This window comes from Xanthobacter versatilis, assembly GCF_043193975.1.
Classification (GTDB): domain Bacteria; phylum Pseudomonadota; class Alphaproteobacteria; order Rhizobiales; family Xanthobacteraceae; genus Xanthobacter; species Xanthobacter autotrophicus_E.
Genome location: NZ_JBAFVB010000001.1, coordinates 1 through 14635, shown reverse-complemented (window position 1 = coordinate 14635; position 14635 = coordinate 1). Strand labels below are relative to the sequence as shown.

11 protein-coding genes are annotated in these 14635 nt (G+C 67.2%); 3 read left to right on the top strand and 8 right to left on the bottom strand.

The features are described 5' to 3' along the window. Positions 1 to 132: 132 nt before the first annotated feature. From V5F66_RS00055 to V5F66_RS00025, 7 genes are all read right to left on the bottom strand, one after another. Positions 133 to 2337 carry an oxidoreductase gene (locus V5F66_RS00055; protein WP_394092921.1) on the bottom strand — a complete coding sequence of 735 codons (2205 nt, stop codon included), beginning with the start codon at positions 2335 to 2337 and terminating at the stop codon, positions 133 to 135. Between the two features lie 626 nt (positions 2338 to 2963). Further along, the gene (gene pcaF, locus V5F66_RS00050; protein WP_394092920.1) at positions 2964 to 4166 is read right to left on the bottom strand and encodes a 3-oxoadipyl-CoA thiolase; all 1203 of its coding nucleotides are present in this window, start codon (positions 4164 to 4166) and stop codon (positions 2964 to 2966) included. Next, the gene (locus V5F66_RS00045) at positions 4163 to 6223 is read right to left on the bottom strand and encodes an FAD-dependent oxidoreductase (RefSeq protein ID WP_394092919.1); all 2061 of its coding nucleotides are present in this window, start codon (positions 6221 to 6223) and stop codon (positions 4163 to 4165) included. Before V5F66_RS00045 ends, pcaF begins: the two co-directional genes overlap by 4 nt. A gap of 81 nt (positions 6224 to 6304) precedes the next feature. Then, positions 6305 to 7963 (bottom strand): cyclohexanecarboxylate-CoA ligase, encoded by a 1659-nt coding sequence (gene aliA, locus V5F66_RS00040; protein WP_394092918.1) that lies wholly within the window; start codon positions 7961 to 7963, stop codon positions 6305 to 6307. 23 nt (positions 7964 to 7986) lie between these two features. Next, positions 7987 to 9159: a cyclohexanecarboxyl-CoA dehydrogenase gene (gene aliB, locus V5F66_RS00035; protein WP_012112932.1), complete on the bottom strand. Its 1173-nt coding sequence runs from the start codon at positions 9157 to 9159 to the stop codon at positions 7987 to 7989. Positions 9160 to 9495: 336 nt separating this feature from the next. Further along, a complete protein-coding gene (badI, locus tag V5F66_RS00030) occupies positions 9496 to 10278 on the bottom strand; it encodes a 2-ketocyclohexanecarboxyl-CoA hydrolase (RefSeq protein WP_012112931.1) in 783 nt (260 codons plus the stop codon). 10 nt (positions 10279 to 10288) lie between these two features. Further along, entirely contained in the window at positions 10289 to 11059 is a 771-nt protein-coding gene (locus tag V5F66_RS00025; RefSeq protein WP_394092917.1) for an SDR family NAD(P)-dependent oxidoreductase, read from the bottom strand. Between the two features lie 212 nt (positions 11060 to 11271). On the opposite strand from V5F66_RS00025, the gene V5F66_RS00020 reads away from it, so the two are divergent. After that, positions 11272 to 11841 (top strand): MarR family winged helix-turn-helix transcriptional regulator, encoded by a 570-nt coding sequence (locus tag V5F66_RS00020; protein WP_394006153.1) that lies wholly within the window; start codon positions 11272 to 11274, stop codon positions 11839 to 11841. Here V5F66_RS00020 and V5F66_RS00015 read toward each other — a convergent pair. Beyond that, positions 11807 to 12973 (bottom strand): acyl-CoA dehydrogenase family protein, encoded by a 1167-nt coding sequence (locus V5F66_RS00015; RefSeq protein ID WP_394092916.1) that lies wholly within the window; start codon positions 12971 to 12973, stop codon positions 11807 to 11809. The two genes, V5F66_RS00020 and V5F66_RS00015, sit on opposite strands and share 35 nt — an antisense overlap. Before the next feature lie 167 nt (positions 12974 to 13140). Here V5F66_RS00015 and V5F66_RS00010 point away from each other — a divergent pair, with 167 nt between their 5' ends. Together V5F66_RS00010 and V5F66_RS00005 are read left to right on the top strand one after the other, a co-directional pair. After that, entirely contained in the window at positions 13141 to 13515 is a 375-nt protein-coding gene (locus V5F66_RS00010) for an MDR/zinc-dependent alcohol dehydrogenase-like family protein (RefSeq protein WP_394092915.1), read from the top strand. Positions 13516 to 13562: 47 nt separating this feature from the next. After that, positions 13563 to 14339 carry an enoyl-CoA hydratase-related protein gene (locus V5F66_RS00005; RefSeq protein ID WP_394092914.1) on the top strand — a complete coding sequence of 259 codons (777 nt, stop codon included), beginning with the start codon at positions 13563 to 13565 and terminating at the stop codon, positions 14337 to 14339. The last annotated feature ends 296 nt before the right edge of the window (positions 14340 to 14635 follow it).

Genomic DNA, 14635 nt, shown 5'->3' with positions numbered 1-14635 from the left:
CTGCGCGTGCGGGATCGTGCCCGCCACGACGCGCCGCGCCGTTCCACCGGCGGCATTGGGGCCCGGCCGCAGCCGGGCATGCGGGGCGCGTGCCCTGACGCGCCCCGCCCGCTTCGCCCAGGGCGAGGGGAACTAGCCCTGGTAGCGGATCTCGTAGGAGCCGCCCGGCTGGTACGGCGTGCCATAGACGGCGGCCTCCCGGCGGTAGGGCTTGGGCTCCTGCGGGTTCGCCTCCTCGATCTCGCGGGCGAGGCGCTGCCCGTCGAAGGTGGCGTCGGCGATGAGCTTGGGCGCCCAGGCGTCGCCGATCACATACACGCCCTTGATGCCACGGGCGTCCCACTCGCCGGAGCGCGCCTTCAGCGCCCGGTAGAGGGCGTCGTCGGAGCGGCGGGCGGTGACGAGGACGAGGGTGTCGTAGTCGTGCCAGGCGTGGGTGGTGTTGGCGGTGCGTGGTGACTTTCCAGGGCCGGTATAGAGCCGCTTATGGCCGTCGCCCCAGAGATTGTAGAGCTCGATCCGCCCATCCTCCACGCGGCTCGCCCAGGTGCTGGACAGCACGTTGATGTGCAACTCGTGCAGCATGCGGTGCATGTTCGGCGCTTCGAGGGTGAAGTGCATGTAGCGGCCCAGCTCGACGCCGGACGCGACCGTCACCTCGTGCCCCGCCTCGGCCAGCTTCTGGGCGAGGCTCGGCGCCATGTAGTAGGGATCGGCGTTGAGGATGACGACGCGCTTGCCGATGGGCTTGTCGCCGCGGATCACGTCTTCCGGGGTCAGCACGTTGGCCCGCGGCGTCTCCAGGCCCGGAATGGGCGCGTGGGTGAGGCAGTTGGTGCCGTCCGCCACCCAGTGGGCGCCGGTGGCGATCACCACCTTGTCGGCGCCGTAGGAGAGCACGTCCTCCACCGTCAGCTTCTTGCCGCCGAGGGCGATCTGGCTGTCGCGATTGCGCTTCACCAGCTTGGCGAGCTGCACCTCGCGATAATCGCGGTGGTAGCTCCACTCGCCGAGGCCGGGCAGGCTTGCCACCTCGTTCACATAGCCGCCGACTTTCTCGGCGCTGTCCACCAGATGCACCACATAGCCGCGCTCCATGAGCACGCGGGCGCATTCCGAGCCGGAGGGGCCGGCGCCCACCACCAGGATGGCGTCGTCCGAACCCTTCTTGGGGAAGCGTTCGGGGTGCCATCCGCGGCGGAATTCCTCGCCGGCAGTGGCGTTCTGGGTGCAGATCATGGGCGGGCCGCCGATCTCCCAGCGGGAGATGCACACGTTGCAGCCGATGCAGGTGCGGATGTCGTCGAGACGCGCGTCCCGGATCTTCTCCGGCAGGAAGGGATCGGCGATGGAGGGCCGGGCGGCACCGATCACGTCGAGCTCGCCGTTGCGGATGACCTCCACCATCTTCTCCGGATCGGTGAAGCGGCCGACGCCGAGCACAACCTTCTTGGACGCCTGCTTCACGAACTTCTGCCAGGAGAGCTGGTGGCCCTGGCGGTAGAAGCGCGAGGGGCCGGCATCCTCGCCCCATTCGGCGATGTCGCCCACGTTCACGTCCCACAGGTCCACGAGATCGTCGGCCAGCTCGACGAACTTGAGCCCGTCGCGCTCCACCTCGATGCCTTCCTCGCCGATCAGCGTATCGACGGCGAAGCGGGTGGCGATGGCGCATTCGGAGCCCACCGCCGCCTTCATCTGCTCCAGCGTCTCGATCCAGAACCGGGCGCGGTTCTCGAAGCTGCCACCGTATTTGTCGGTGCGCTTGTTGTAGTATTTGGAGAGGAACTGCAGCGGCAGATAGGAATGCGCGCCGTAGCAGTAGATGATGTCGAAGCCGGCATCGCGGGCGCGGCGCGCCGCCTCCACATAGAAGCCCTGCACGCGACGGATGTCGTCGTGGTCCATCTCGTGGCAATAGGTGAGGGATTCGAACTCCGACGCGTACTGGCTCGGCCCGCGCGCGGTCTGGCGCGTCTCCATGCAGGGGGCGTGGGCGCCGCCGTACCACAGCTCAACGCCCGCGAGCGCACCGTATTTATGGATTTCCGAGGTCATGGCGGCGAGGTTGCGCACGTCGCCCTCGTCCCAGATGCGGGCGGACACGCGATGGGTGTCGTCGGATTCGGGATGGATGGAACAGTATTCGGTGTTGAGCGCCGCCCAGCCGCCTTCGGCCTTGAGCGAGCGGTGCGCGGCCTGGAAGCCGGGCTTGTCGGAACCGGCGCCGATGCAATGGGGCACCTGGTAGAAGCGGTTCCGAAGGGTTTTCGGGCCGATCTTGATCGGCTCGAACAGAATATCGTATTTGCTGACACCCAGCGTTTCGTGCGTCATCTCGACTCCCCGTGAAAAATCCGGAAGGCAGGTGTGCGACGACCGGATTTATTTGCCGATAAGGACAAGCGGCAGGCTCAGCGCGCACGGGTGCGCACTCGAAAACATGCGTTTAGCGAGGATGAGCGTGCTGTGTTGTTCCCGGTCGTTTTCTTATTGGGGGAATTCTAACTCGGTCGACTACCGAGCCGGCAATAGTGCCAAATGGCACTATCGGCAGGTGAGGCTGCGGCCGGCTGCAGGCCCACGGCGCCCTGCGGGTGGGCTTCCTGTCCACGGGGGCATGGCGGATCGCGGCCCGAACGGCGCCCGATGCGAACGAGATCGCGGTGGCGCGTGGTTCCGATCACACCCGCATGGCAGAACAGCGGCGCGCGCGGCGTGATCGGAAACCTTGAAGTCTTCCTACGCACGAAAGGGCATCCAAAGCCCTGGCCCGAGCTTCAGGGATTGCCGGTCAGCGCCGACGGGATGCGGAAACGATCCCCCACCGGGCTATCCTCTCGTCCGCGGTGAACTGGCCGGCAGGGCGGGACCACCTCATCCCGCTGGACAGCCGGCAGGTCGGGGGCATCCTTCTGCTTGAGCTTTACGTCCCAGGTCGCGTCGGCCTGCGTCCCACGTCGTCAAATCCGCTCCAGCAACAGCGCGGCGCCCTGGCCCACGCCCACGCACATGGTCGCCAGCGCATGGCGGCCCGCGCCACGCGCCAGCTCCAGCGCTGCCGATCCCGCGATGCGCGCCCCGCTCATGCCGAGGGGATGGCCGAGCGCGATGGCGCCGCCATTTGGGTTCACCCGCGGATCGTCGTCGCTGAGGCGAAGCGCGCGCAGCACCGCGAGGGATTGGGCGGCGAAGGCCTCGTTCAGCTCGATGATGTCGATGGCCTCCAGCCCGACCCCGGTCTTTGCGCAGAGCTTCCCCACCGCCGGCACGGGACCAATGCCCATGATGCGCGGCGCGACACCCGCCGAGGCCCCGGCCACCACACGGGCAAGGGGGGTGAGCCCGAAGCGCTTCGCCGCCGCCTGCGAAGCCACGATCAGCGCCGCCGCCCCGTCATTGACGCCGCTGGCATTGCCGGCGGTCACCGAGCCATCGGGCCGGGTGATGGGCTTGAGCTTAGCGAGATCGGCGAGGGTCGTTGCGCGCGGATGCTCGTCCTTCGCCACCTCTTCCGTCTTGCCACGGCCGAGCGCCACGCTGACGGGCAGGATCTCGGCGGCAAGCCGGCCGCTCGCCTGGGCCGCCGCCGCCTTCTCCTGGGACCTGAGGGCGAAGGCGTCCTGGTCGGCGCGGCTGATGGCGTGTTCGTCGGCCAGATTCTGCGCCGTCTCGGGCATGGAATCGGTGCCGTAGTCCTGCGCCATGCGGGGATTGACGAAGCGCCAGCCGATGGTGGTGTCGTGGATCTCCGACGCGCGAGACCACGCCGACGATCCCTTGGGCATCACGAAGGGCGCACGGGTCATGCTTTCAACCCCACCGGCGATGGCGAGCTCCATGTCGCCGGACCTTATGGCGCGGGCCGCCGCCGCCACTGCTTCCAGCCCGGAGCCGCACAAGCGGTTGACCGTGACGCCGGGCACGCTCTGCGGCAGGCCGGCGAGCAGCAGCGCCATGCGCGCCACGTTGCGATTGTCCTCGCCCGCCTGGTTGGCGCAGCCCATCCACACCTCCTCCACGGCGGCGGGATCGAGGCCGGGATTGCGGGCAAGGAGGGCGCCGAGTGGCAGCGCGGCGAGGTCGTCGGCGCGCACCGGCGCGAGCGCGCCGCCATAGCGGCCAATGGGGGTGCGGATGAAATCGCAGATGAAGGCGTCGGTCATTGGGAAGCTTTCAGGTCGTCGGGGCTCAGGCCCACCTGCGCCGCACGGCGCAGGAGCTCGGGAACGCCCCAGGACAGCGGATCCTCGGCGGCGAAGGCCTCGATCCGGCGGACGATTTCGGAAAGACCGACGCGGCCGGCATGGTGCATCGGCCCGCCACGCAAGCGCGGGAAGGCGTAGCCGTGGATCATCACGAGATCGATGTCGGCGGCGCGCGCGGCGATGCCCTCCTCGAGGATGCGGAAGCCTTCCTCGACCATGGAGCTGATGGCGCGGGCGACGATCTCCTCGTCGGAGAAGGCGCGGCGCGCGATGCCGGCGCGGGCGGCTTCCTCCACCACGATCCGGTCGATCACTGTGGAGGGAGAGGCCTTGCCGCCGTCGTAGTCATACCACCCGGCGCCCGTCTTGCGCCCGAGCCGACCGGTCTCCTCGACGATGCGGTCGGCGATGGGGATGTAGCGGAAGCCGTCCTTCGTGCGCCAGCCGAGCCTTTTACGGTTGGCATAGGCGATGTCGAGGCCGGAGAGGTCCTGCACCTCATAGGGGCCCATGGCCATGCCGAAGCCGCGCAGCGCCGTGTCCACCTGCGCGGGAAGAGCGCCTTCCATCAGCATGATGTCGCAGGTCTGGCGATAGCGGGTGAGGATGCGGTTGCCGATGAAGCCGTCGCACACCCCGGCGAGGATCGGGATCTTCTTCAGCCGCGCGGCGAGGCGCAGCGCCGTCGCCAGCGTCTCGGCGGAGGTGGTCCGAGCCCGGATCACCTCCAGGAGCTTCATCACGTGGGCCGGGCTGAAGAAATGCAGCCCGAGGAAGCGCTCCGGACGGCGCACGGCCTCGGCGATACGGTTTACGTCGAGATAGGAGGTGTTGGTGGCAAGGATGGTGCTTTCCGGCAGCGCCGCGTCGAGGGCGGTGAAGACCTCCCGCTTGACCCCCATGTCCTCGAACACCGCCTCTATGGCCAGGTCGGCCGGCGGCAGCGCGCCATAGCCCTCATGGAAGCTGAAGCGCGTGGCCTGCTCCGCCTCGGCGGCCCCGGCGGTGGTCTTGCCCCGCTTCACCGCGTCCGCATAGAGCCGCGCCACATTGGCCCGCGCCCGCCCGACGCCGGCGGCGTCGCTTTCCACCAGCGCCACGGCGATACCGAGTCCGGCGAGGGCGTAAGCAATGCCGGCGCCCATGGTGCCGCCGCCCACCACCACGGCAGATCCGATGTCCGTCCCACCGCCTTTCCCCTGCGCCATGGCGGCACGCTCGGCGAAGAAGACATGGCGCAGGGCCGCCGCCTGATCCGAGGTCTTCAGGGTAAGGAAGGTCTCGCGCTCCAGCGCCAGGCCCGCGTCGAGCGACTGGCGGGTCGAAGCATCAACGAGATCGATGGCTTTCAGGGGCGCGATCTGGCCCGGGCTGCGCTTGCCTGCCTGCTTGCGCGCCGCCTCCACCCCAGCGGGATCGGGCGGCGGGGCTGGCAAGGCGCCGGTGGCGGGGCGGTCCGGAATTGGAAAGGTGCGGGCGACGGTCACCGGATCGGCGGCGATGGCGTCCATCAACCCGATGTCCTCGGCTTCATGCGCGTTGATGATCCTTCCCTCGCCGATCAATGAAAGCGCCGCCTCCAGGCCGACGAGGCGCGGCAGCCGCTGGGTGCCGCCGGCTCCCGGCACGATGCCGAGCGTCACTTCCGGCAGGCCGAGTGTTGCTCCGGGCGCGGCGATGCGGGCCCGGCACGCCAGCGCCACCTCCAGCCCGCCGCCGAGAGCCGCGCCGTTGATGGCCGCGACCACCGGAACCGGAAAGGCCTCGATCCGGCGGATGATGTCCGGCAGGTGAGGTTCGACAGGCGCGGCGGCGAACTCCCTGGCGTCGGCGCCGGCGATGAAGGTCTTGCCGGCGCCCGTCAGCACCACCCGGCCCGCCCCCGCGGCCTCGGCTTGGTCGAGCGCGCGTTGAAGGCCCTGCCGCACGGCTTGGGATGTGACGTTGACCGGGGGATTGTCGATGGTGACGAGAGCGACGCCGTCGTCGACAACGCAATGGACAGGTCCGGACATGGCCGCCTCACCTGCAGGCATAAGGGGAGCCCACCGCATCGGCATCGGGCGCACTCGGGGTGGCGGGCCGCATTGACGCGGTCACGCCCGTGACTTCTCGTAGGCCTCGCGCAGCATGGTGCGCAAAGCGAACTTCTGGATCTTGCCGGAGGCGGTGGACGGCAGCTGGTCACAGACCTCCAGCCGCTCGGGATAATATTGCTTGGCCAGGTGCTGGCTATCGAGGAAGCGAACCATCTCCTCGAAGGAGAACGTCTTGCCCTGCTTCGGCACCACGAAGGCACAGGCGCGCTCGCCCAGGCGCTCGTCGGGATAGGCGACGATGGCCACCTGCTGGATGTCGGGGTGCTTGTAGAGCACCGCCTCGATCTCCACCACGGGCAGGTTCTCCGCCCCGCGGATGATCACGTCCTTGGTCCGCCCGCAGATGCGGATATAGCCGGCATCGTCTATCCGCGCGATGTCGCCGGTGTCGAACCAGCCCTCGGCATCGGTGGCGTTCCACTGGGGCCGCTTCAGATAGCCACCGAAATTGGAGCAGCCGCGCACATAGAGCGCGCCCTCCTGGCCAGCCGGCAGCACCGTGCCGTCGGCGGCGCGGATCTGGATTTCCATGCCGGGCAGGACAAAACCGTCCGTATTGACGGAGCGTTCATCGGGGTCGGAAGGCGAGACGAGGGTCACCGCGCCGTTCTCGGTCATGCCCCAGGCCGAGACGATCTTGGTGCCGAGCACCCTGCGCGCCCGCTCCACCAGCGCGCCGGGGATGGCGGTGCCGGCGCACAGGAAGATGCGCAGCGTGGAGGAATTGGTGCCGAGCTCCTCCACCGCATTGGTGAGATCCATCAGGAAGGGCGTCGAGGCCATGGTGAAGGTGACGCCTTCCTGCGCGATCACCTTGGCGGCCAACGCCTTGTCCCAGCTGTCCAGCAGCACCATGCGGGCCTTGAGCATGACCGGCATGAGCAGGCCGTACATGAAGCCCGTCTGGTGGGCCATGGGCGAGGCCATCAGAACCACGTCGGACGCACCGAGGCCCAGGCGGGCGGCATAGGGGACGAGGTTGGAATACATAGTGTTGGCGGTGTGCATCACGCCCTTGGGCTCGCCAGTGGTGCCCGAGGTGTAGATGAGCTGACACACGTCGTTGGCGTCGCCCCGGTCGCGGGCGCTGATCTGCCGGATGCCGGACACCTCGGCGTCGAACGCCGGGTCAAGCAGCAGCGCTTCGAACCCGTTCGGCCCCGCTCCTCCCACGACGATGAGGTTCGAGAGGTCTGGCAGCTCGGGCTTGAGCGTCTCCGCCATGGCCTCGTGGTCGAAGCCGCGGAACACCCTGGGGATGGCGAAGGCCTTGGCCTCGCCGTGGCGCAGCATGAAGCGCAGCTCGTGCTCGCGGAAGATGGGCATCACCGGGTTGAAGACGATGCCCAGGCGCCGGCAGGCGATGTACAGGACGACGAACTCCCAGCCATTGGGCAGCTGGCTTGCAAGAACGTCGTCCTTTCCAAGGCCGAGACGGCGGAGCCCGACCGCGGCACGCCAGGCCAGATGGTCGATCTCGGAATAGGTCAGGTCTCGCCGTGCCCCGGTGCCGACCACGATGCTCACCACGGCGGTGGCATCGGGCTTTTCGGTGCGGCAGGCGTCGAAGTAATCGAGCAGCGTCTTGCCCGGCCAGAGGCCTTCAGCCTCCATTTTGGCGCGGCGCGGCTCGATGAGAAGGGCATCGAATTCCATGGGTTCCTCCCCTTATTCTTGGATCAGCCGCCGACTGCTGCCCGGCCCGCCCGTTCACGGGCGATGATGTTTTTCATGATGTGCGCGGTGCCGTCGCCGATCTGCAGACCCAGCACGTCGCGCAACCGCTGCTCGAAGGGCAGTTCGTTGGAATAGGCGGCGTGGCCATGCACCAGCAGGCAGGCGTGGATCGCCTCGTAGGCGAGGAGCGGCGGCCACCATTTGGCCATGGCCGCCTCGGCCACGTGCGGCAGGCCGTTGTCCTTGAGCCACAGCGCGTTGTAACTCAGCAGCCGCGCGCCTTCGATGCGGGTGTCGAAATCCGCCAGTTGGTGGGTGATGCCCTGAAATGCGGCGAGCGGCTTGCCGAAAGCGCGCCGCTCGCCAATATAGGCCCAGGCCTCGGTGAGGGACTGGCGGGCGGTTCCAAGGCATTGCAGGCCGATGAGCGAGCGCGAGAAGTCAAAGCCCTGCATCACCTGCACGAAACCTTTGTTCTCCTCTCCCAGCAAGTGATCGGCCGGCACCTTTACATTGTCGAAGAAGATGGAGCCGCGGCCGATGGCATGCTGGCCCACGTCTGTGAAGCGGGTGGTCGAGATGCCCGGAGTGTCCATGGGCACGAAGATGGCGGAGATGCCATGCGCCTTGTCCTCGGGCCTGCCCGTGCGGGCAAAGACAATGGCGGCGGCGGCCTGGTCGGCGGCGGAGATGGAGGTCTTCTCGCCGTTGAGGACATAGTGGTCGCCGGAGCGCTCCATCCTGAGGCCGAGATTGGCCGCGTCCGAACCGCCGCGCGGCTCCGTGAGCGCGATGGCCAGCATGATCTCGCCGGCGGTGAGCCTGGGCAGCCAGTGGCCCTTGATCTCGGGATTGGCGAAATTGGCGACGATCTGGCCGTTCAGGGAGGCGAGGATATTCACATAGCCGAAGTTGAAGTCGCCCTTGGCGATCTCTTCGATGATGACGCCTGAATACATGCTGCCGGAGCCGATCCCGCCGAATTCCTCGGGCAGCTCGGGGGCGATCAGGCCGAGACTGCCCATCTCGCGCACCAGATCCTTGCCGAAGCTGCCGGTGCGCTCGCGGTCCCGATAACCCGGCGCGAGGCGCTCGGCGGCAAACTTGGCGGCGAGGTCGCGCAAGGCGGTCAGGTCTTCATTGTCGAAAACCGTTGGATATGCCGTCGGATTCATGGAGTTTCCTACCCTGGCTTTTCCTGCCGGATTGAGCTGTGGCCGCCTTCACGCAGCCTTTGAGTGTCGCGGGCCGGCGCCGGCGCGGCGCGCCGGCCATGGCGGCAAGAGGACCTGATGCGCACGTCTTGCGCCTGCATCGATCCAGCCGCCGCGATCCTGCCCCGCAGCGTTGCGGGCCGTTACCGCCATGCCGGCGCCCTGACACCGGCATGGCGGCGCCGTGTCGCCGCTGGCGCCCATGGCGGGACGGGATCGCCTCACGGCACACCCCCGTTCGGGGGACTGAAGCCACCGGACAGGACGGCGGGCCCACCTGCCCGGTGGCGGTCCGGCCTACTTTCCGAACTTGCGGAAATCGGGCTTGCGCTTCTCGCGGAAGGCGACACCGCCCTCCTTGCTCTCGTCGGTGTCGTAGTAGAGGCTGAGCGCGCGCATGCCGAGGGCGGAGATGCCCCGGATGTTCTCGCTGTCGGCGTTGAACGACACCTTGGCGAGGGCAAGCGCCGTGGGCGAGCGGTCCATCAGCTCGGCCACCCAGCGGTCCACCTCGGCGTCCAGCTCCTCGTGGGGCACGACCGCATTGGCAAGGCCCATGGCAAGAGCCTCGGCGGCGCTATAGCGTTTGTTGAGATACCAGATCTCGCGAGCCTTCTTCTCGCCGACCACGCGGGCGAGATAGGCGGTGCCGAAGCCCGGATCCACCGAGCCCACCTTGGGACCCACCTGGCCGAACTGGGCCTTGTCGGAAGCGATGGTCAGGTCACAGATGGTGGCGAGCACGTTGCCGCCGCCGATGGCGAAGCCATTGACGCGGGCGATGACAGGCTTCGGCACGTCGCGGATCAGGCTCTGCAATTCATCGATGGGCAGGCCGATGACGCCGCGCCCGTCATACTGGCCGTCGTGGGCCGACTGGTCGCCGCCGGTGCAGAATGCCTTGTCGCCCGCGCCGGTCAGCACGATCACGCCGACCTTGCGGTCCCAGCCTGCGGTCTGGAAGGCGTGGATCAGCTCGTCCACGGTGTGGCCGCGGAAGGCGTTGTATTTGTCCGGCCGGTTGATGGTAATCCAGGCGGCGCCGCCGCGCACCTCATAGAGAATGTCAGTATAGCTCATGATTTCCCCCTCAACCGTGCATGGTGAGGCCGCCGGAGACCGATATCACCTGGCCGGTGATGAAGGCGGCGTCGTCACTGGACAGGAACACGATGGCGCCCGGCAGGTCGTCGGGCTTGCCGAGACGGCCGAGGGGCACCGCGCGGGTGAAGGCGACGCGCAGCTTCTCCTTGTCGCCGGCCGCATCCATGAAGCTTTCCAGCATGGCCGTCTCGGTGACGCCCGGGCACACGGTGTTGAAGGTGATGCCGTTGCGCGCATGCTCGCGGGCGAGCGTCTTCATGAAGGCGATGACCCCGGCCTTGCAGGCGGCATAGACCGCTTCGCCGGAGGAGCCGCCGCGCCCGGCATCGGACCCGATGGAGACCACGCGTCCGGAAACGCCGCGCGCGACCATGGAGGCAAGCACTGGCTTGGTGATGTTCAGCACCGAGCGCAGGTTGATGTCGATGATCCTGGTCCAGAAATCGGGCTCCGACTTCAGGAACGGCACGAACAGGTCCCAGCCGGCATTATTGACCAGGATGTCGATGGGACCGAAGGCGCTCTCTACTTCGGCCACCTTGGCCGCGGTCGCTGCAAAATCTGTGAGGTCGACGACCGCGATGGTGGCATCGCCACCGGCGGCCCTGATTTCCTTGGCTACCCGCTCCGCCGCGGCAGCGCTGATGTCGGCGACCACGACGCGGGCGCCTTCCTCGGCAAAGCGCCGGCAGGTTGCCGATCCGATGCCGCCGCCACCGCCGGTTACAACAACTATTTTACCCTTCAAGCCTCGCACGGTGGTCGTCCTCCACAGTCATGGGCAGGGGCGAAGGCGCCGATATTTCGGTGTGTTATCGCCTATTCCGGCGGGGGCTTCTCGTTGAGGCACCCGCCGCCACCCGTATGACATAGCTCTATTGGCTCACGCTTTTTATGTCAATATCTTTCCATATCTAAGCCTGCCCGGGATCCCTTGACCGAGCGCTGCGGCGCGGTCAAAGTGCTGATATGAAAAAGAATGGCGGCACTTCACGCGGGATTTCGTCGGGACTGAGCAACAGGCTCTTCTTCCGGCTCTACCAATGCGCCAACATGTTGCATAAGACCGGCACGCGGGCGCTGGACGACTACAAGATCACGACCCAGCAATGGGCGGTGCTCGGCGCCCTCACGCGCCCCGCCTTCGCCGAAGGGGTCGCCGTGGGCGACCTCGCCGCCTTCCTGCTGGTCACGCGGCAGAACCTCGCCGGAGTGCTGCAGCGGCTCGAGGCTATGGACTATGTGGAGCGCGCGGTGGATGCCAACGACAATCGCTCCCGCCTCATCTGCCTGACACCCAAGGGACGCAGCCTTTGGGATGCCAATATGCGCCCCGTGATTGCCGACTATTACGACGAGGCACTGGCCGGCTTCTCCACCGAGGATAAGATCCACATGATCCACTACCTCGATAAGATGCTGACGAACTTCAAGATTCTCGATCCGGAAGCTGCCGCCCGTCACGCGGATGAACGGGAGGCCGCGCCGGTCGCCGCGCCGGAACCTAAAGTCCGGCGCGCGCCCTCGCCTCGGCGGTGAGCGCCTTGGCGATGATGATCTGCTGGATCTGGGTGGTACCCTCATAGATCCGGAACAGGCGGGCGTCGCGATAGAGCTGCTCGGCCCGGTATTCGCGGATATAGCCGTTGCCGCCGTGGACCTGCACATTGCGGTCGGCGATCCGGCCCACCGCCTCGGAGGCGAACATCTTGGCGCAGGAGGCTTCCACGCTCACGTCCTGCCCGGCATCGCGCCTGCGGGCGGCATCGAGCACCATGCAGCGCGCCGCGTAGGCGTCGGCCTTCGAATCGGCAAACATGGCCTGGAGGAGCTGGAAATCAGCCAAGGGCCGGCCGAACTGCCGGCGCCCCACCGCATAGGCCAGCATGTCATCAAGGATGCGCTCCGACAGCCCCACGCAGGCGGCCGCGATGTGCAGCCGGCCCTTGTCCAGCACCTTCATGGCAGTCTTGAAGCCCTGCCCCTCGACGCCGCCGATAAGTGCAGACGCCGGGACCCGGCAGTCATCGAAGATCACATCGCACACATGGGCTCCCTGCTGGCCCATCTTCTTTTCCGGCTTGCCGGTGAAGAGCCCGGGCGTTCCGCGCTCCACGGCGAAGGCAGAGACGCCAGAGGCGCCCTTCTGGCTGGGATCGGTGCGCGCCATCACGGTGAACAGGCCGGCGTGCGGCGCGTTGGTGATGAACCGCTTGGTCCCGTTCAGCACATAGACATCACCGTCGCGCCGCGCCGTGGTCTTCACCGATCCGGCGTCGGAGCCCACGTCCGGCTCGGTGAGGGCAAACGAGCCGACGATCTCGCCGGAGGCGAGGCCAGGCAGATATTTCGCCTTCTGCTCCGGCGTGCCGTCGATGGCGATGCCCTGCATGCCGATGCCGACGTTGGTGGCGAACATGGAACGGAATGCCGGCGCCGCACGGCCGAGCTCGAACATCGCGAGCACCTCCTCCTCCATGGTGAGGCCGAGACCGCCAAAGTCCTCCGGGGCGGTCAGCCCGAACAGCCCCAGATCGCGCATCTCCGCGACAATGGCGGCCGGGATGGCATCCGCCTCGGCGACCTCGGCCTCTGCGGGGATCAACCGCTCGTCGACGAAACGGCGGATCGCATCAAGCAGCTGGGACAGCGTCCCCGGATCCAAGGCCATGACATCCTCCCCGTTTTATGCAAATATCTTTGCATATATACGCAAGACAGCCGAACAGGCAAGGAGGCTCAGTTTCCCTTATATAAGGCTCCAGTCGGCACATTCGCGACGCGCTACGGCTGCGATATTAAGGAAATATATTATTATGATTGAAATGGAAAAAGCGCATGAAAGCCGTCCCCTTGAGGGAACACGGCGTCAATGGCTTCTCCCTTCGCGACCTGCCGGAACCCGCTGCGGCAGAGCCATCGGCAAGGATTCGGATGCCGGCGGAATCGGTCGACCGGGTCGCTCTCTGCCTGCGCGGCGCCGGCGCCGTCATGCCCCAGCAGCAGCCGTGCGTCATGGACGCGAACCGCGTGGGCGTCGTGCACGAGGCGTCCGACGGATCGGGCGCTGCCCCCGGCGACTGCGCGATGCTTTGTCCTTACGAATTTTTCGTCAGCCTGCCCCGCGGCGGCTTTCCAGCCCGCATGGACAGCACCTTCTCGCTGGCAGAGGCGGCATCCACGTTGGCCCGCTTCCAAGGCCCGGCCCCGTAGGCGAGATCCTCATTCGCATTTCCTGACCAGAACCGAGGGCCACAGACATGACGTATGAAACCATCCTCGTCGCGATCGACGGACCGGTCGGCATCATCACCCTCAACCGGCCGGACGTCCTCAACGCGCTGAACCGCCAGATCACCTCGGAGCTGTCTCATGCCGCGGCCGCCCTCGACGCTGACGGCTCCATCGGCGCCATCGTTGTGACCGGCTCGGACAAGGCCTTCGCTGCAGGCGCCGACATCAAGGAGATCAAGGACAAGACCTTTGCCGAAGTCTATGAAGCGCAGCTCATCACCGCCACATGGGAGGGCTTGGCACGGGTGCGCAAGCCGACCGTCGCGGCGGTGTCGGGGCATGCGATCGGGGGCGGTTGCGAGCTGGCCCTGATGTGCGACATCATCGTGGCGTCGCAGACCGCCCGCTTCGCGCTGCCGGAAACCACGATTGGCATCATCCCCGGCGCCGGCGGCACCCAGCGCCTCACGCGCATCGTCGGCAAGGCGACCGCCATGGACATGATCCTCACCGGCCGGGCCTTGTCCGCGGTGGAGGCGCAGGCCATGGGGCTCGTCAGCCGGGTGGCGGCAGAAGGGCAACATCTGGCGGAGGCCGTCGCCATCGCCGCACGCATCGCCTCGTCCTCCCGCCCCGTCGTGGCGCTGGCGAAGGAAGCGGTGAACCAGGCCTACGAGACCCATCTCCAGGAGGGCCTGTATGTCGAGCGCCGACTGCTCTACGCCACCTTCGCGCTAGAGGACCGGCGCGAGGGGATGAACGCCTTTGCGGAAAAGCGAAAGCCGGTTTTCCGAAATCGGTGAGCTGGTTGCCGGTGACCTGGCTGCTCGCGAATTGAGCGGTGCAGCTCTGCTCCGGTCTCGGTGCATCGAGATCGCGGAGCGGACCGAGCTCCGACGCTCTGCTTTCAGCACGGATGGCCTGGACTTCTGCAGGCGCTGGGGGCTTCGGCCGCTCCCAGTGGCAGCGGAGCAGCGGCGTACGGCGCAATCGGCTTATGCGGGGGGCTGCTCGCGCGTTGCGTTGCGGCCGTGAGCATTGGCGCCTCGGCAGCGCCTGAACGCACAAAACCCCCGTCGCTGTGCGACGGGGGTTTTGA